This is a genomic window from Pseudonocardia adelaidensis, from assembly GCF_039543345.1.
In the GTDB taxonomy this organism is placed as follows: domain Bacteria; phylum Actinomycetota; class Actinomycetes; order Mycobacteriales; family Pseudonocardiaceae; genus Pseudonocardia; species Pseudonocardia adelaidensis.
Map to the genome: position 1 here is coordinate 319288 of NZ_BAABJO010000001.1, position 18391 is coordinate 337678.

At 68.8% G+C, this 18391-nt stretch carries 16 protein-coding genes; 10 read left to right on the forward strand and 6 right to left on the reverse strand.

All coding sequences use genetic code 11. The features are described 5' to 3' along the window. Positions 1-77 precede the first annotated feature (77 nt). From ABEA81_RS42500 to ABEA81_RS01530, 9 genes are all read left to right on the forward strand, one after another. On the forward strand, positions 78-317 hold the full coding sequence (locus ABEA81_RS42500; RefSeq protein WP_425570417.1) for a zinc ribbon domain-containing protein: 240 nt from the start codon (positions 78-80) through the stop codon (positions 315-317). After that, entirely contained in the window at positions 286-2868 is a 2583-nt protein-coding gene (locus ABEA81_RS01495) for a phosphotransferase (protein ID WP_345602680.1), read from the forward strand. Before ABEA81_RS42500 ends, ABEA81_RS01495 begins: the two co-directional genes overlap by 32 nt. Continuing rightward, positions 2865-4796, forward strand: coding sequence for a hypothetical protein (locus ABEA81_RS01500; protein ID WP_345602681.1), 1932 nt, complete (start codon positions 2865-2867; stop codon positions 4794-4796). The genes ABEA81_RS01495 and ABEA81_RS01500 overlap by 4 nt, the downstream gene beginning before the upstream one ends. Continuing rightward, complete coding sequence (locus ABEA81_RS01505; RefSeq protein ID WP_345602682.1) at positions 4793-5245, forward strand: hypothetical protein; 453 nt, start codon at positions 4793-4795, stop codon at positions 5243-5245. Before ABEA81_RS01500 ends, ABEA81_RS01505 begins: the two co-directional genes overlap by 4 nt. Beyond that, positions 5242-6081: a polysaccharide deacetylase family protein gene (locus tag ABEA81_RS01510; protein WP_345602683.1), complete on the forward strand. Its 840-nt coding sequence runs from the start codon at positions 5242-5244 to the stop codon at positions 6079-6081. The genes ABEA81_RS01505 and ABEA81_RS01510 overlap by 4 nt, the downstream gene beginning before the upstream one ends. A gap of 71 nt (positions 6082-6152) precedes the next feature. Next, complete coding sequence (locus ABEA81_RS01515) at positions 6153-7193, forward strand: GNAT family N-acetyltransferase (protein WP_345602684.1); 1041 nt, start codon at positions 6153-6155, stop codon at positions 7191-7193. Then, a complete protein-coding gene (locus ABEA81_RS01520; RefSeq protein WP_345602686.1) occupies positions 7186-8211 on the forward strand; it encodes a YncE family protein in 1026 nt (341 codons plus the stop codon). Before ABEA81_RS01515 ends, ABEA81_RS01520 begins: the two co-directional genes overlap by 8 nt. Before the next feature lie 187 nt (positions 8212-8398). After that, positions 8399-9262 carry a glycoside hydrolase family 16 protein gene (locus ABEA81_RS01525; RefSeq protein ID WP_345602687.1) on the forward strand — a complete coding sequence of 288 codons (864 nt, stop codon included), beginning with the start codon at positions 8399-8401 and terminating at the stop codon, positions 9260-9262. A 163-nt stretch (positions 9263-9425) separates the two neighbouring features. Then, positions 9426-10475, forward strand: coding sequence for a GNAT family N-acetyltransferase (locus ABEA81_RS01530; RefSeq protein ID WP_345602688.1), 1050 nt, complete (start codon positions 9426-9428; stop codon positions 10473-10475). 461 nt (positions 10476-10936) lie between these two features. Here the strand turns inward: ABEA81_RS01530 and ABEA81_RS01535 are convergent, their stop codons facing one another. After that, a complete protein-coding gene (locus tag ABEA81_RS01535) occupies positions 10937-11107 on the reverse strand; it encodes a hypothetical protein (RefSeq protein ID WP_345602690.1) in 171 nt (56 codons plus the stop codon). A 107-nt stretch (positions 11108-11214) separates the two neighbouring features. After that, positions 11215-12552, reverse strand: a complete 1338-nt coding sequence (locus tag ABEA81_RS01540) for a sensor histidine kinase (RefSeq protein ID WP_345602692.1) — start codon at positions 12550-12552, stop codon at positions 11215-11217. 418 nt (positions 12553-12970) lie between these two features. Between ABEA81_RS01540 and ABEA81_RS01545 the strand changes: the two genes are divergently transcribed. Further along, on the forward strand, positions 12971-13453 hold the full coding sequence (locus tag ABEA81_RS01545; RefSeq protein WP_345602693.1) for an NAD-dependent epimerase/dehydratase family protein: 483 nt from the start codon (positions 12971-12973) through the stop codon (positions 13451-13453). 393 nt (positions 13454-13846) lie between these two features. Here the strand turns inward: ABEA81_RS01545 and ABEA81_RS01550 are convergent, their stop codons facing one another. The 4 genes from ABEA81_RS01550 to ABEA81_RS01565 form a co-directional block, all read right to left on the reverse strand. Further along, on the reverse strand, positions 13847-14605 hold the full coding sequence (locus ABEA81_RS01550) for a LuxR C-terminal-related transcriptional regulator (protein WP_345602694.1): 759 nt from the start codon (positions 14603-14605) through the stop codon (positions 13847-13849). After that, positions 14602-16044: a sensor histidine kinase gene (locus ABEA81_RS01555; RefSeq protein ID WP_345602695.1), complete on the reverse strand. Its 1443-nt coding sequence runs from the start codon at positions 16042-16044 to the stop codon at positions 14602-14604. Before ABEA81_RS01555 ends, ABEA81_RS01550 begins: the two co-directional genes overlap by 4 nt. Before the next feature lie 744 nt (positions 16045-16788). Further along, complete coding sequence (locus ABEA81_RS01560; protein WP_345602697.1) at positions 16789-16917, reverse strand: hypothetical protein; 129 nt, start codon at positions 16915-16917, stop codon at positions 16789-16791. 513 nt (positions 16918-17430) lie between these two features. Beyond that, positions 17431-18246, reverse strand: a complete 816-nt coding sequence (locus tag ABEA81_RS01565; protein ID WP_345602699.1) for a glycosyltransferase family protein — start codon at positions 18244-18246, stop codon at positions 17431-17433. Between the last annotated feature and the right edge of the window lie 145 nt (positions 18247-18391).

Sequence of the window (18391 nt, forward strand, 5' to 3'; positions counted from 1 at the left end):
ACGATGCGATCACCCTGGAGAACCATTCGCTCGCACGGGCGATTTCCGACGCGAGATGGGCGTAGTTGCGGCGGCAGGTGGCGTACAAGGCCGAGTGGCACGGCCGGGACGTGATCGCGATCGGCCGCTTCTACCCCGGCAGCAAGACGTGCTCGGCAGGCGGGGCGATCATGACACAGTTGCCGCCGCACGTGCGGGAACCGGTGTGCCGGTGCGCCGCGGTCCACGACCGGGACGTGAACGCGGCGCAGGTCGTCCTGGCGGCCGGGCTGGCAGTGGCTGCCTGTGGAGACGGAGTCAGACCGCCTCACTCCTAGGGCGAGGAGGCATCCGTTGACGAAACAGGAATCCCCCGCGTTCACACGGGGGAGCATCAAACTCGCCGGCGAGGTATGTCGGGGAACCGGACAGATCCGGCGCTACGTGACCGGGACGATCAGCAATCCGCTGCTGCGTAACGGCCATCTGCTCACGCTCAGCTCCGGGGTCACCGGACTGATCGGACTGCTCTACTGGGCGGTCACCGCGCGCAGCTACGACCCCGACTCGGTCGGGCGCAACTCCGCCGCGCTCTCGATGATGATGTTGCTCGCCGCGATCGCCCAGCTCGACGTGTCCACCGCGATGGTCCGGTTCGTGCCGAGCGCCGGAGCCCACACCCGGCGGCTCGTCGCGGTCGGCTACTTGACCTGCGGGTCGCTCGCCGTCCTGGTCAGCCTGTCGTTCGTGGCCCTCGCGCCGCGTGTGTCGCCCGGCGTGACCTACTTCGACCATCCGCTGGCCCCCGCCTCGTTCATGGTCGCCACCGTCGCGTACACGCTGTTCGTCGTGCAGGACGGGGTGCTCACCGGGCTCCGGCGGGCCGCGTGGGTTCCGGTGGAGAATGTCCTGTTCGGCGTGGCCAAGGTTGGGCTCGTGCTCGCGTTTGCCACCGCGCTACCCGAGCACGGGATCTTCGTGTCGTGGCTGCTCCCGCTCATCGCCACCGTCGTGCTCGTCACTGTCCTCCTCTTCGGATGGGCCATCCCTCGCCACCAGCGGACCGCCCCCGGCGCCAACACCCTGCCCCGGGCCTCCGACATCGCCCGTTTCGTGATGACCGGCTACGTCGGGGCGGTTTGCTCGATCGCGTCGATGACGTTGATGCCCATCCTGGTCATCACGTTCCTGGGTGCCGCGGCGAACGCCGGTTTCGCCATCGCGTGGGTCATGGCCTACTCGCTGCACCTCCTGAACATCAACATGGGTGCCTCCTTCGTGGTGGAGACGGCCTCCGACCAGGCCGTCCTGCACCGCAACTGCCTGCAGATGCTGAGCCACGTGGGTCGGCTGCTGGTACCAGCGGTGCTGCTCGTCGTGGTGCTCGCCCCCTACGTGCTGGGGGTCATCGGACCGGCCTACAGCGAGGCCACCGGGACGCTGCGGCTGCTCAGCCTCGGCGCGTTGCCGCACCTGCTGGTCGTCGTCGCGGTGAACTCGGCTCGGGTGCAACGCCGGATGGGGCTGGTGGTCCTGATCCAGGCCGCCGAGTGTGTCCTGGTGCTGGGCTTGGGCGCGCTACTGCTACCGGTCATGGGCCTGAGCGGGGCGGGTCTGGGCTGGCTGCTGACCCACTGCCTGATCGCCGGTTTCCTGCTGCTGCGTCGCGACCTGTGGCTGACTGTCGATGGCGCGGCCGGGTCGCGCGGCGAACCCACCGGGGCCGCGCTGCCCCGGATCGCTCTCCCGCTGGTGATCTGGACACTCCGCGCCGCCGGCGCACTCGGCCAGCGGGAGCGGCTGGGGCGGATCATCACCTGCGTACGCGCACGGCGTGGCCGACCGGGACCCGATCCGCACGCGCTGCTACCCAGCCTGCTACCCCAGCTGCCGAGCATCCCCGGCACGCCGCCCCCGACCACCTGGACCCACCTGATCCCGGTCGGCACGGTGACCGACCTGTGCGTGGCGCGGCTCGGCCCGCCCGGACAGCGACCCGTCGCGGTGCTCAAGCTCGCTCGCACCGGCCGAGCGACCCGTGAGCTGCATGCGCAACGCCTCGTACTCAGCGCTCTCTCGTCGCGGGTGGCACTGGCCGGATGGCGTGCGCTGCTGCCCCGGGTGCTGCTGCACCGCAACGACGAGGTCAGCACTGTGACGGTCGAGACCATGCTGGAGGGATCCGAGCTGGCCCGATGCCTCACCGCGCCTGACCGCGGCGACGCGGCACTGACCGAGGCGCTGCGCTCGGTCCACCAGTTCCACCGGCTGACCGGCCGCCTCGACTTGGTGAACTCCGATCACCTGCGGAACTGGGTCGACGCGCCGCTCGGCCAACTACGCGAATCGTGTCAGGTCCTGACGCCCGCGCTGCTGCCCGCCATCGAGCGGTTGGGATCCCGGTTGCGCGACGGCTTGGCCGGTCACCGCACGCTGGTCAGCTGGACCCACGGCGACTTCACCCCCGGCAATGTGCTGATCAGCGACCACAACGGCCGGGTCAGCGGCATCGTGGACTGGGGGGGTGCCCGTCCCGGCCAGCCCTCCCTGCTCGACTCCTACATGTTGCTGGTGTGCGCGGTCGGCCAGCGCGAGGGCCGCGAGATGGGTGCGACGGTGACTCGGCTGCTGCGCGCCGGGGGGCTACCCGAGCGTGAGCGCGCCGTGCTGGCCGGGGCGCGCCGGCGGACTCGCGGCGAGTCCGAGGTGGACGATCTCCGGGTCGATGTCGACGAGCGGACGCTGATCCTGCTCGCCTGGCTGCACCATGCAGTCGAGTTGCGGCGCAAGTGCGACCGGTATCGGGAGAACCCGGTCTGGTGGGCATTGAACGCTGAACCGGTACTCCACGCGGTCGCCGACGTACCGGCGAAGGTGGGATCGACGTGATGCCCGACGAGACACGAGCCGAAGTGCACGACATTCCGGCCGGGCTGGTACCGGACCACATGGCCGGCACCGACGGGGCCGGCCCGGCGCCCGGCACCCGGCGCACCGCCCGCGCGCGCGCCGTCTCCGCGTACCACGCCCTCTACCGCACCGCCGGCGGTGCCGCGCGGACCGGCGGTTGGCCGACCCTGGCCACGCTCGCGCGGAGTCTGGCCCTGCCCTCGGCCGTCGTGCTGTGGCTGGTCTCGCTCCTGCGGATCGACCCACACGGTATGGGCGATCTGGGTCTGGTCCCGCTGTTACCGGACACGTTCTGGCTCGCACTGGCGTTGGTCCTGGTCAGTTTCTGTATCCAGGTGTACCGCCGCCCACCTTCGGTGCCGATGTTGGTGTGTCACGTTGTCACCTTGATTGCCCTGCTGCATGCCACGCCGAGCCTTCTGTACCCGACACTGCGCTACTCGTGGGCCTGGAAGCACGTCGGTGTGGTGGACTTCTTCATGCGCAACGCCGGGGTGAACCGCGCGCTGAGAGAGCTTGGCGCCTATCAGTCCTGGCCGGGGTTCTTTTCGACCAACGCGATGTTGACCAAGGCGAGCGGGCTGACGACGTCTGCCGGCTACGCGGTGTGGGCACCGCCATTCTTCAACGTATTACTCATCGGGCCCCTATTCTTGATCTTCCGGACCTTCACCACGGATCAGCGGTTGATCTGGTCCGCGATCGCACTGTTCTTTCTCGGATCCTGGGTCGGTCAGGACTATTTATCCCCCCAGGCTTGCACCTTTTTTCTCTTTCTGTGCGTCTTGGCGCTGTGCCTGCGTTACCTCGGCCCCCGCTCCGTGGGGGCGCCAAATGTCCCGTCGCCGCTGACGGGAGGCGGTTGGCGCAGCACCAGGTTGTGGATCACGGTCGCCACCGTCGTGATGATGGCGGCGATCGTGCCCACCCACCAGCTGACTCCACTGATGCTGATTGGTGGGCTCGTGACCCTGGTGGTGTTCGGCCGGCAGCGCCTGGTCGTACCCACCCTCTTCATGATCGGGATGACCGTGGCGTGGGACCTGTCGTTCGCCTGGCCGTGGCTGTCGCAGAACCTCGGCGGGATCGAATCGACGTTCGGAGCGTTCGGCGCCAACGCGAACTCCGGCTTCATCAATCTGGCCGCCGCGAGCCAGGGGCAGGTCCTGGTTGCCCAGGTCGACCGTGCGCACAGCGCGGCCGTGTGGGTGTTGGCCTTGCTCGGCTTTGCCCGTCACTTCCGCAGTCGCCGCGAACTTGCCCTGCCGCTGTTGGCGTTGACGCCGATCGCCATGATCTTCGCCAATGACTACGACGGCGAAATGATCTTCCGGATCTACATGTTCGGGTTACCGTTCGCCATCTTCTACGTCGGCGCGGCCTTCTTCCCGCGCCAGACAGCCGGGCGGTCTTGGTGGACGCGTTTGACACTGCCCGCCGTCGCTTTGCTCCTGGTGCCCGGCTTCGCATTCTCGTACTACGGCAAGGAGGAGGCCAACTACTTCAGCGACGCGGAGCTGCAGGCGGCGCAGTTCGTCTACGGAGTTGCACCCCGAGGGTCGCTGGTCGCCTCCGCCACCAGTGACTTCCCTTGGGGCTTCACCAACTATGAGGTTTACGATTACGAGCGGTTCGCATTGGAGGACAGAAACTATCGGCAAGAGGTCCTCACTGATCCCGTCGGCACGTTTACCGACATGATGAGCCTGGATAAGCACCATCACTCCTATCTCATTCTCACCCGAGCCCAACGCTTCGACGTCGAAATGACCGGCATGATGCCTCAGAACAGCCTTTCTCGGATCGAGCAGAGCCTCGAGCGCTCGCCGAACTTCGTCGTGCTCTACCGCAATGCGGACGCTGTGGTGCTCACGCTCGTGCGCCCTATTCCGGAGCGGACCCCATGAACACCGAGCCGGGACGGATGTCGCCGCAGCGGGGCCGGCTTCTGCTGAACGCGGTCTGGTCGCCGCTTCGCCGGGCCCCTCGGTGGCGTTGGGCACTGGCCATCTCGGGTTGGACCACCCTGTTGGCGGTGCTGCTCGCGCCCTCGGCCTCTCCACCGCGCGTGGTGCTGGTGTTCGGCTTCGTGCTGGTCTGCCCAGGCCTGGCCGTGTGCCTGCTGCTGCCGATGCGCGAGGCCGTCGAGCGTTGGGTGTACGGCGTCGCGCTGAGCATCGCGCTGGCCATCCTGCTCAACACCGCGTTGACGCTTCTCGCCAACGGCTCCGTCGCCCTGCGCCTGGTCGTGCTCGCCACGATCACCACGGTTGCGGTCCTCATCGCCACGGTCCGCGACGGCGGCGAACGTCAGCGGCTGACCCTCGCACGCGCCCAGGAGGTGGAAGCTCGATGACCATCCCGACGAGCAGCCCGAGGACTATCCCGATTCTGCTATATCACTCGGTGTCCGCGGCGCCCGCGGACTGGATCGCACCCCTCGCGGTCACGCCCACGACGTTCGCCCACCACCTCGATGTGATCGTGTCCCGAGGCCACACCGGGCTGACCGTCTCACATCTCCGCGACGCCCTGCGGGGCCGGACGCCCTGGCCGGAACGGCCCGTGGTGGTCACCTTTGATGACGGCTTTGCGGACTTCGCCGACGCGGCGGAGCAGCTCATCGCCCGCAGGCTGCCCAGCACCCTGTATGTGACGACGGGGGCCTTGCGGGGGCGTGGTTCCCCCGCGCCGGAGCTGCGGCTGCCGCCGGCGCACATGCTGAGCTGGTCACAGCTGGCCGAGCTGACGCAGCGGGGCGTCGAGATCGGGGCGCACACCCACACCCATCCTCAGCTCGACGTCTTGCCGGCGGGGCTCGCGGCCCAGGAGATCCGGCGCGGCAAGGACCTGCTGGAGGACGAGCTGGGCCGCGAGGTACCCAGCTTCGCTTATCCCTACGGATTCCACCGCGACAGCGTGCGACGATCGGTGCGCATGGCGGGCTACACATCGGCCTGCGCGGTGAAGAATGCGCTGAGCTCACCCCCCGACGATCAGTTCGCCCTGGCCCGGCTCACCATCCGGGCAGACACCGACACGGCCCGGTTGCAGGCCTGGCTCGCGGGCCGGCAGGCGCGGATCGCGCCCTATCCCGAGAAGATGACCACCCGAGCCTGGCGGCTGTACCGCAGGACAGGTGGCTGGCGCGGCAAGCGGCTTCCGAACGCAACGAACGCCACTCGCTCATGAACGGACTGGAGGCCCCCATGCGTCTCCCCGGCGCGACTTCGGCTCGCCCGCTTCCCCGATCGTCGGCGACCGTGCACACCCCCGTGGCACGCGACATGTGGCACCAACTGCTGGGCGCGGACCGCGACGCCCTCCCCAGCCAAGGCCCGGAGTGGATCGAGTGTCTGTGCGCGGACGCGGGTTACCGCGACGCGAGCCGCGTCTACCAGATGCCCGACGGGCGGCAAGCCATACTGCCGCTGGTCCGCCGAACGGGCGTGCCGAGCGCGCTGGCAGCCCTGCAGTCCATGCCGAAAAGCTGGGGCTTCGGCGGTCTGATCGCACCGCACGGCCTGACCGACGATCTCGCGAGTGCAGTGCTCGATGATCTCTCTGAACCGTTGATGTGCCGCGTACGGCTACGGCCGAATCCCTTACACGCCTCGATCTGGTCGCGGGCCGTGGCCGACCACCGGTGGGTGCGCGCGGCCGCGTGCCAGGCGCACGTGCTCGACCTGGCCGGCGGATTCGACGCGGTCTGGCGCCAGCGTTTCCGTTCCGGGACCCGCACCAAAGTCCGCCGCGCGGAGCGACTCGGCGTGGTGGTGCGCACAGACACCTCGGGCGAGCTGGTGGAGGTGTTCCACGCCCTGCTGGCGCGCTCGTTCGATCGCTGGGCCGAGCAACAACACGAACCACGGTGGTTGGCCCGACGTCGAGGCGGCAGGCGCGACCCGGTCGAGAAGTTCCGTGCTCTGGCCGACAAGCTGGGCCCGCAATGCCGCATTTCGGTGGCGTGGTACCGAGGGCACCCCGCCGCGGCGATCCTCGTGCTGCGCAACGCGCACGTTGCGCACTACACCCGCGGCGCGATGGACAAGGCGCTCGCCGCGCAGTCGTATGCCAACTACCTCCTGCACAAGATCGCCATCGAGGAGGCATGCGACAGTGGCTGCCACGTTTATCAGATGGGGGAGTCGGGAACCTCGCCAGGGCTGTCCCGGTTCAAGGGCCATTTCGGGGCGGAGTGCCACCAGTACGCGGAATACCTGATCGAACGCGTGCCGGTCAGTCGCGCGGACCGTCTGTTTCGGGCCGCCGTGAAACGATCGATCGGGTTTCGTGATGCGTGACACGAGCCGCAGCACTCCGGCCGCCGTGACAGTGATCATGGTCGTGATGCTGGCGTTGGCCGGTTGCGCCGCCGCCCCGCCGAGCCCGTCCTCGTTGCCGCCGCCGGGCGGAACCTACGCGGTGGTCGTCGGCGCGACGTCCGGGGACCTGCGTCTGGTCGACACCCGGTCGCTCACCCAGGTCGGCGCCCCCATCCCGCTCAGGGGATTTCCGTCGGCGGTGACGGTCAGCCCGGACGGACGCAGGGCCTATGTGATCAGCCCAACGTCGAACTCGATGCAGGTCGTCGACCTCCGCACCCGCGCCACAGTCGGTGATCCGATCACCGTGGGACTCTATCCCTCCGCCGTCGCCCTCAGCCCGGGCGGAGATCGGGTGTACGTCGCCGACGGTGAATCCGATGATGTCCGTGTCTTCGACGCCGCCGGCCTGCGCATGATCGGAGAGCCGATCGGAACGGGTGACGCACCGGCGGGTCTCGCGGTCAGCCCGGACGGCGCTCGCCTCTACGTGACCAACCAGTACCAGAACGACGTCCGCGTGATCGACACCGACGCTCTGGCGCCGGTGGGAGACCCGATCGCGGTCGGAGCGGGGCCGGCACCGATCGCGGTGAGCCCGGATGGGAGCCGGATCTACGTCGCGAACCTCAACTCCGACGATATCTCGGTCATCGACACCCGCACGAACCTGGTCGTCGACAAACCGATCAAGGTCGGCCGCTATCCCTGTGCGCTAGCGATCAGCCCGGACGGCGCCCGCCTGTTCGTCGCCGATCAAGTTTCCTCGGACGTGCGCGCGATCGACACCCGAGCACTGCGGGTACTGCCCCCTCCGGCACCGGCCGGAATCGCGCCGTCGGAGATCGTCATGAATCCCCAGGGAATGGAGGCCTACGCCGTGAACATGTACTCCAACGACCTCGCCGTGATCGACACCCAGACCATGGCGGTGCGGCGAACCACGACCGATCTCGGCCGCGGTCCTCGCGGCGTTGCCCTGGTCACCATCCCCTGACCGGCGCGTGTCCGGGCCACGCGGCAATCCGGGTCGAGCTCTGCGCCCGGGTCCGGGTCGTCGCCACACCATAGGTCGACTCCCACCCGCGGGTTGGCCAGCTCGCCCGCTCGACCCGGCAGGATCATCCCGGTCGAGGTGTCCGCGTCCTGCCGGGTGCCGCGCAGCCACCGGCAGGTATCCGCGCATGTTCGTCACGTTGCTCACCTGGCTGGCCGCGCTGCTCGCCACCGCCTGCGCGGCGCCTCTCGCGCCGAGTGGGCCGCCCCCGCCGAGTGGGCCGCCACCCGCACCGGCGGGCTGGACCCTGACCTTCGACGACGAATTCGAGGGCGCCGGCGCAGCGCCCAACCAGATGCGATGGCTGCATGACACGGGGGGCACCGGTTGGGGCGACAAGCAGTTGCAGTACTACACCCGCAGCACCGGGAACGCGCATCTCGATGGCGCCGGCCACCTCGCCATCATCGCACGCCGAGAATCGTCGAACCTGACCTGTTGGTATGGCCCCTGCCAGTACACCAGCGCCAAGTTCACCACCCGCCAACCACAACTCGCGCTATTCGCTCAGGGATATGGGCACTTCGAGGCGCGCATCAAGACGCCTATCGGAAAAGGAATCTGGCCAGCCTTTTGGCTCGTCGGGGAGAACATCACCTGGTCCGGCACGGCCAACGCCGGCGAGATCGACGTGATGGAAGTACTGGGCGACCAACCCGGTCAAGTCCAACAACACGCCCATGGTCCCGGACTCGAGTTCGGCGGGCCCGCCCGGCTACCGGCCGGGCAGTCGGTCGCCGACTGGCATACCTACGCAATCCACTGGACGCCTGACCGTATTGACTGGCAAATCGATGGACGAACCACCCGGGCGCTGACCAAAGCTCAAGCCGGCGAGGAGAAATGGGTATTCGACCACCCCTTCTACGTTCTGATCAACCTAGCGGTCGGTGGTGATTGGCCGGGCGACCCCGACGAAGCGACGACCTTTCCGGCGACAATGCTGGTGGACTATGTCCGCGTGTACATAACCAATGATGACGAAGGGTGACCCATCGGGCGGTGAGACCGGGGCAAACGAGGCGGCTGGGCCTCGCATGACATCGAATGATGCGGCACATCGGTGGGAGGATCGGATGCGTTCTTGGCCCGTCAGATCAAGACAGATCACCAGCAGTGGACCCGAACCCGGCCTTGGGTTGTCGGACCGCGACTTGCTGTCGCGGGTCAGCGTGACCTGCCCTGCCCCGCGCCACGCCTGGAACGACATTCTCGCCAACGACGACAACGCCCTCCCCGACCAGACGCCAGCGTGGCTTGACACGATCTGCGCTGCGGGCGGGCACGAGGAGGCGAGCCGGTTGTACGTCTTCCTCGACGGTCGCCGCTTCGTGCTTCCGCTGGTTCGCCGCGGCGGCCCCACGGGTGCCGGCGGATGGTTGAGTTCCTATCCGCCGGCCTGGGGCATTGGCGGGGTGCTCGGCGCCGGCATTGACCGTGATGTCACCGCAACGGTGCTCGCCGACCTCCGGCGGGTGGCCGCCGCCCGGATCTGGATCCGACCCGATCCGCTGCAGGCGCCACTGTGGTCGCCATCTATCGCCCCCAGTTTCACCACCCGCGCCATTGCGCGCCGCGCGCATGTACTCGACCTGACCGGCGACCTCGACAGAGCGCTGGCGCGGATGTCGGATTCCACTCGTCAACACATCCGACAAGCCCGCCGGCGGGTCACCCGGGTAGAAACCGATTGCACGGGTCGCCTGCTACCCATGCATTACGAGCTCTACCTGACCTCGGTGCAACGATGGGCACAGCGGCAGCACGAGCCGAGGCTCCTGGCTATCTGGCGAGCCAAGCAACGCGACGACCTGCACAAGCTGCAGACGATGGCGCGCCACCTCGGCGAAGCAATGGTCGTGCAGGTCGCGTTCGTCGGCGATCGCCCGGCCGCCTCCAACATCACCCTTCTCGGGCGGACCGCGCACGACATCCGCGCCGCGATCGACATCAGCGTAGCTTCATGGAGCCGCGCGGCCACAATTCTGCAGTGGACCGCGATTCAGCTGGCCCACGCGCACGGATGCACCCGGCTGCACCTGGGGGAGTCCGGCGACTCAACTGGCGTATCAACGTTCAAGGAGCGTTTCGGGGCCACCGCCATCCCTTATACCGAGTTCCGTATCGAGCGGCTGCCCTACACGCTCGTCGGCCGCGCGCTGCGAAGCGGTGTGAAACGTCTGCTGGGCGTCAACGACATGTAGGTGAGCGAGGAACGGCGAAATGGACGCTGTCGCCTTCCCCCGGGCCTCAAGGAGGTCGATCAATGCAGGTGCGCCGTGTGAGCGGGGGTGGACCAGGTTCCAGCTGCTCACGACCGCGGTGCCGTAGCGGATGGTCTCGGCGCGCGCGATGTGCGCCGGTTCGGGCCAGGTGGCGGGCCGGTTCAGGGCCATCTCCGGGCCGTGGCGGGGCGGGCGCCCGGTGGTGCCGGGCGGCCGCGGCGGGCGCGGGAGCCGCAGGACCCGCTCCGAGCGGAGCCCGACCAGCTCCACGGGCAGGTCGACCAGCACGTAGGCGAGCGGGTGAGCTCCCCGCTCGCGGTCCTCAGCACAGCGTCGAGCAGCACGTCGAACGACGGCGGCTTCGGTACCGAGCCGATCGCCTCCGCCGCGGTGGCCGCCGCGACCCCCGCGGTTGACACTCCCGCTGACGGCGAGCACCTTCAGGCCCCCGCGCGCAGTCCCTCCACCAGGTCGGCGCCGTTCACCCACCGCCCGGCGCCGTCCTGGCCGAGGTCGAGGTCCAGCACCCCCAGCCCGGCTGCCCGCGGCTCGCCGTCCGGGAGAAGGGTCGGGATGGAGGCCACCTGGACGGTCCGCGGATTGAATCCCACGTTGCGCAGGGCAATCGTCAGCGACGTTCGGAACAACTCGTGGCCGTCGATGCCCAGGACGGGGTAGCCGGCCGCACTGGGCGTGGAGCGACAGGTGCGGGGTGCGTTCACGACGCGTTCGTCAGGGCGGTCACGGCGGGCCGTTCGGACGCGGACGCGGCTGGCAGTCGGATGACCACCGTGCAGCCCGGGCTGTCTGGGGCAGGGGGATCGATGGCGATCGACCCGTTCTCGCTCGCGACCAGCGTGCGGCTCACGTGTAGACCGAGCCCGAGGCCGTCCGATCGCTCATCGCGGACCCCGCGCTCGAACACCGCGCGCTCGCGGCCGGGAGCGACGCCTGGGCCGAAGTCACGGATCCGGAGCTCGACCTCGTCCCCCTGGTCGGTGGCGCTGACGCACACGGGGCTGCCTGGCGCGTGTTCTGCGACGTTGGACAGCAGATTGGTGACCACCTCCGCGAGGACGGTGGAGGAGCCGCGCGCCCACAGCCCCGGCTCGACCCGAAGATCGAGATGCATCCCGGACGAGCGGCGCAGTGCCACGAGGCCTGCCAGTACGGGTTCCACGGTGTAGCAGGTCGGCAGGGCGCCGCGTGCCGGGCCAACCGGCGCCTGAAGCAGCTCGTCGAGCCGACTCAGCTCCTTCGCGACGATGGTGCCGAGCAGGACGGTGTCGAGATCGTGTCGCTCCGGCTCGGGGACCGTCCGCAGCAGCCTCGTCGCACCGGCCAGTCCGGCCAGGCCGCTGCGCAGTTCGTGGTCGCGCTCCGCTGTGCGGACCATCCGGATGTCCGCGAGCCGCAGCTCCTCCTCCTGGGTCGCGCGCTCCTCCTCGAGACGTTCGAGCACGCCGTGCACCAGCCGCGACGTCCCCAACAACACGAGGGCCAGGCCGACCAGCCGGACGTCCGGGAACGCCAGTTCGCCCACTCCCGCCGTCGGCGAGCCGAGGTGTGCGGCGCCGAGGACGGCGATTCCCAGTCCGATCCACCAGGACGGCCGATCGCCGCGGCGTGCCGCGAGCACGGCGATCAGCAGCCCGAGTCCGGCCCAGAGGCCGTCGAGGACGCGCACCAGCGGGTCGTTCGCTATAACGGAACTCAGCGCCGCGGGGAACGACGCTCCCCACACCGCGACACCGACGACAAGTACCGAGGCGCCGAGGACGGCGCTCCCCACCTGCCAGCCCCCGGTCGGTGGGCGCGGGGCCACCATCGCGATGCTCAACAGGACCACGACCAGCGTGTGGACCAGCAGTCGGACTGCACTCAGCGCCGGCACGGGCTCGACCAGTCCGAGGGTCGCCGCCGGCATGGCGAAGAGGCTGTAGCAGCCGAGCACCATGCTGAGCCAGCCGGTCCGACGATCGTTCTTAAGCCGAGCGGCCAGCACCGCGAGCATCCCCGCGATCGCGCATCCGGCCGCGGTGACCACAGCCGTCACCAAGTCAAAGCCGGTCGGCCAGCGGCCCCCCCACGGGGGGTACACGAGGACCGCGACGGCCAGCACCGTCCCGATAATCGTCACATCCCGCACCACATGCGTCCAGCGCGTCTTGAACAGTCGCGCGCGTACACGCTGTGATGGCATGCCACCTCACCCCGCTGTGGGTCCGGCCATGCCATAGAGGCGCCGCCGCGAGATCCTCTGGCGCGGCTACTAAAGGGACGATTCTCCGCCGCATGCGCCCTCTGGCTCACACGATGGGTGATTCAGTTCCCGCCTCGGCCACCGCGGCATGGTCCGGGCCGCTCCGAAAGTCTATTGTCCGCCCCTGCGGGCGGCATCGTCATTTTTGATGACGGCCGGCGAGTGAGGTGTCGGGCGATCAGAACGCGTACCGCACGAGCAGGCACGGCGCGTGCGCGGCGATGAGGTCCCGGATGGCCGGCATACCTGCTCGCTTAAGGTGTTCGGTGACGGTTGCCAGACCCGCGATTACGTCTTCGTTGAGGACGTGGCGAAGGCCAACCTAGCCGCTGGCGCCCGCAGATCCATCACCCACCACGAGTACAACATCGGCTCCGGCACGGAGGTCAGCGTGCTCGATCTGTTGGCGACCGTCACCGAAATGCTGGAGATCGATCCGATCGCCGCGGCGCCCGACTTCCTGCCGCCGCGCCCGGGTGAGGTGCGGCGGAGCTGCCTGGACGTGAGCCGAGCGCGCGATGACCTCGGCCTGCCGGCTCCGACTCCGCTACACATCGGGCTTGCTACAACAGCGGCGTGGATTCGAAGTGAGCGGCACCACCTGGACGAACGAGAAAACCTGCTCCGGGTCGATCGGGGGATCGACCGCGGTCAGCATGGCACCGCGATCGGCCAGCCGGCGAGCGAGCCGTAGACCACGCTCGACCCGCCGCAGCCTTCATACGGTCCGGTGGAGGTGATCCGGAGCGTCCGCGAACCGTCCGCTGCGAGATCGACCTCTGCGCATCACCGACCCGCAAGCACGAGTCGATCGGTCTGGAGCTGACGAAGTCGAAGTCGCGCTCCTCATCGGCACCGCCGCGGCTCGCGCCCAACGGTTGCATCCGTAGATTTTCGACGCCCGCCCGCAACGGTCGCGGCGGCCGCAGCTCCCAACTTTGCAAGGGGCCGGCGCCCAGCAGATTTGCATCCGCATGACCGCCCGCACCCGCCACCGCGAGTCCCGCCTCTCCGAGCTACTCGGCGAGCACGCCTGGCGCGGGTCGGGGCCCGCTGCCCGCGAGGCACTCTCCGCTGGAATCGTCCATCATTCGTGACGATGCTGCGACCCAACGCGCCGCCCGCTCCGGTCCACCGTCTCGGCCTGCTGCCGGAACAGCGCGACTGCCTCGAGCTGGGAACCGACCGCCAGCTTCGCGAGGATGGATCGAATCTGTGTCCGGACTGTCGGCATGCTCACGACGAAGTGCTCGGCGATCGCAGCCGCGCGCATGCCCTCGGTGAGCAGCTCCAGCACCTCCAGCTCACGCGGGCTCAGCCGCGAAAGCCGACGGGAGAGGTCCTGCTCCTGAGCCAGGTACCGACGATGCCGTTCGAGCCAGCCCTGATGCTCCGCGTCCGTCATCACGGGATCCCCGGACGCCGCGGTCTTCACTGTGCCGACCAGCACGTCGAGGGATCGTGACTTCGGTACGGAGCCAATGGCACCCGAGGCGATCGCCGCAGCGACACCGCGCCGATCAGTACCTCCGCTGACGACGAGGACCTTCCATCCGAGGGTCCTGAGGCGACTCACGAGGTCCGCACCGTTCACGTAATGGCCTTCGGCGTCCTGGCCGAGGTCCAGGTCGAGCAGAACGAGACCGGTTGGACCAACGGCCTCGCGCCCGAGGAAGTCGTGCACATCAGCGACCGGCAGCGTGTGTGCGTCGAAACCCTCGCGACGCAGTGCCATGGTCAGCGACGTGCTGAACAGCTCGTGGTCGTCGATGACAAGGACCGGGTAGCCGGACGCGGCGGGCCGCCTCCGCTCGAGCTGTGGCCCTAGTCCGGTCGCGTCGCTCACGACGCCGCCGAGGACAGTCTCGAGAGGAGCCGATCCGTCACGCCAGACGTCACCGGGCTTGGGAGTCGGATGACGACGGTGCACCCCGGACAGTCGGGAGTCGAGCGCCTGATCGAGATAGTTCCGCCGTCAGCGGCCAGCAGGTCGCGGCAGATGTGCAGGCCCAAACCGGAGCCCCTCGACCACCGATCACGGACACCGCGGTCGAACACCGCTGCCTCCTGACCGGCCGGAACGCCGGGACCGAAGTCACGGACACGGACGACGACGTGCCCTGACTCCTGAAGAGCGCTGATCCGCAGCGGACTGCCGGGAGCATGCTGTGCTGCGTTGTCGAGGAGGTTCGTGATCACTTCTGCCAGCATTTCGGACGACCCTTGGGTCCGTAAACCAGGCTCGATGTCCAATCGGACATCCATCCCCGAAGATCTGCGGAGGGCCACCAGCCCGGCGAACACCGGAGCCAGGGCATAACTCGACGTCGTCGATCCGTTTCGGCAGAAGTTCGTCGATGTCTGCAGAAGGTCGTCGAGCCGGCTGAGCTCGGAGGCCAGGGCCGAGCCAAGCGTCGTCGTTTCGGTGTCCGGCGCCTCCGCGCCCATGATCCTCGTCGCGCCAATGAGCCCGGCGAGGCCAGTGCGCAGCTCATGGTCGCGCTCGGCCGTGCGATCGAGTCGGATCTGCGCGAGCCGGAGCTCTTCCTCCTGCTGCTCGAAGTCCACGTCGCGACGCGCCAGCGCATCGTGGGCCAAGCGAGCCACGCCCCCGAGCACGAGAACCGTCGCCGCGAGCCGGACGGTGGAGAACGCGAGGCCAAGGTCGGTGACCGCTGACGATGCCAGGGCAACCAGGGCGCTGTGTGCCGCTCCGATGATCGCGATGCCGCCGAGGACGTACCACAACGCCCAGGCATGTCGCCGGGCCAACAGGGCGGACAGCATGATCGCGGCACCCACCCAGACCACGCCGACGGCAAGCCGCAGAGGCGGCCAGCCCGTCACTGTCACCAAGACGTTCGGGACGGCGAGCCCGATGAAGGCGGTTGCGGCGGTCACAGCGGTTGTACCGACGAGCAAGCCCGCCCCTCTCCAGCCCTCCACGGTCTGCGGAGCGACGGTCGCCACGATCAGCAGGGCTGCCACGGCGCAATGGGCGAGGAACTGGATGGCGCGGACCCATCCCGGCCAGGCGACTGCCAGGATGTTGATCGTGGCGGCCGGGACGGCCACCAGGCTGTAGATGCCGAGCACACCGCTCAGCCAGCCGCTGCGGGCATCGCCGGTCAACCGCGCGCAGATTCCCGCAAGTATCGCCGCCATCGCTGCCGCCGCCGCGGTGAAGATGGCCATGACGAGCATCACGACCTTCAACGCGACGGCGTCCCGCGCGTAGAAGCATCCTGCGACCAGGACGCCCAGCGCGAGAGTGCCGACGGCCACGTCGCGGACGACACGTCCTCCCGCCACGCTGGGTGCGACAAGCCTCGACCACTGTGGTGTGCGGCGCAACGTTCGCATGGTGACGCTCCCTTGATCTTCCGAGCGGCCGCGTCACGCCATCAGTCGTTCGAGTGGCCCGGCTGCGTTAGCCGGCTAGCCGCCTCTGTGTCAGTTTGACGTCAATTAGAACTCTTAGTGCGCGTGCAACTACAGAAGGTGCGTGGGCGGTGCTTTCCGACGTGAACGAGAACTTGACGCGGGTTCTGCTCTGCAGGCCTGGTAGTGCAGCTGTCTCGAATGCGCCAGCGGGTGCCGGCGACGGTCGCCGGACTCGTCCACGATCAGCACCGCGTCGGGCTCGCCCAGGTGGGTCGCGATGAACCCGCGTAGACCCGCGGCCACCCCGTCGGTGTCCCAGACCGCCCGGCCGAGCAGGTGCTGCATCGCGTTCGGGGGTGGCCTCACCCTCGTGCTCGGCGATGCTCCAGCACGACTTACGCGGCAGTTCCGCGAGCATCCCGCGCACGAACCCGGGGACGTGCCGCCGGGTCTCCTCCACCCGCGGGAACCGACCGGCGACCCGATCGAAAAGTTGACCTTCCAACGCCGGCCGCAGGCCGGCCTCTACGCTGTGGCCCGCGGCCACCGCGCGATCTTCTGATGTCCACACAACTGATGATCATCATGCGGTGGCCGTCCAACGTTCCCCACCCACCTCCACCAGCAAGATCACGAAGTCGGGCTCTAGTACCAGACCGAGTAGCCGACGTCGATCAGCTTCGTCGCGGAGCTGGCCTCGGACCTGGGCCGGTCGCGGAACGTCGCGATGAGGTCGGCGACGTTGCCGCCGATCAGCTCGTTGGTGGAGCGCATCGCTCTTGACCTGGCCCCGACCCGGCTTGGCACCTCGTGGTCGGCGATCTCGCAGGTCGGCGACCATCACGGCGTCGCGCTGGCCGAGCGACCGAGCGGTCCGCGGCGGCGTCGGATGGACCAGCACGCCGTGGTAGCGGGCGGCCCGATCGCCGTGCGCGCCTCGAGGTCGCGGCAGCGCCAGGCGTCCCGCCCGGCCGCGACGACTACCCCCGACCTCGGCATTGAGCACCGCAACGGGGTCATCGGCGCGCAGGCACAGAGCAGGGGCGTCGGCGGAGGCGCCGAGCGGACCACGTTCTGAGCGCGCCGATCGCCGCCATGACGACCGCGCCAGCCGCGGCGCGATCACCTCGCGAGCGGTGACGCCGGCCGCTGCCCCGGGACAGGTACAGGCCGATCAGGCCTACGGTGAGCGCAGAGGTCGAGATCACCCGACCGACGCCGAGCAGACCACCGACGCCCATAGCGCGGATCTCCAGCCACCCAGCCACGTGCGCCGGGGCTCCCTGATCAATTCGCAGCCGCGCTCATAATGGGCGCGGCGACCGTCGGCAGATCGGTGCGCCATGGCATCCAGGGCGTGCTCCCGGCCTGGTACATGGCCTCGAGCGCGATCCGCTCCTTCAGCGTGTCCGCAGGCTGCCAGAACCCGCTGTACGGGTACGCAGCCAGCCGGCCCTCCTTGGCCAGCACCGCGCAGGCGTCGGCCACGAGGTCGCAGTTCTCCGGCAGGTAGTCGAAGACCTCCGGACGCAGCACGAGGTACCCGCCGTTCTCCTGCAGCCGCATGTCCCGCAGCGCGGTGATCGCCCCGATGCGGTTGCCCTCGTCCACCTCCACCACGTGGAACGCGGCCTGCGGAGGCACCGCGAGCAGCTGCCCCACCGCGTCGGTGGCGGCGAACTGGTCGACCATCGCGTCGATGGGGGCGTCGGTGAGCACGTCGGCGTAGTTCGCGAGGAACATCTCCTCGCCCTCGAGCAGGCTCCTGACCCGGCGCAGCCGCTCGCCGATGGGGGACTCGAGGCCGGTGTCGACGAACGTGATCGACCAGTCGGCGATGTCGCTGGTGAGCAGCCGCACCTCGCCACCGTGGAGGACGAAATCGTTGGAGCCCGTCTCCTGGTAGTCGAGGAAGTACTGCTTGATGTGGTGCCCGCCGTACCCCAGGCACAGGATGAAGTCCTTGTGCCCGTAGTGGGCGTAGTAGCGCATGACGTGCCAGAGCAACGGCCGCGGCCCGACCTGCACCATCGGCTTCGGCGTGTCCGAGATGCCGTCACGCATCCGCATTCCGTAGCCGCCGCAGAAGAGCACGACCTTCACCGCTGTACCTCCCTGCTGCGCCCACCCGTTCCGAGCTTCTAGTCGGGCCGCCCACCAGGGCTGTTAACACTCGCCACTGCCGTAACGGCGTGCGGCGGAGGGCCGAGTCAGCCGCCGACCGCGTCGGTCCCGCCCCCAACGAGGA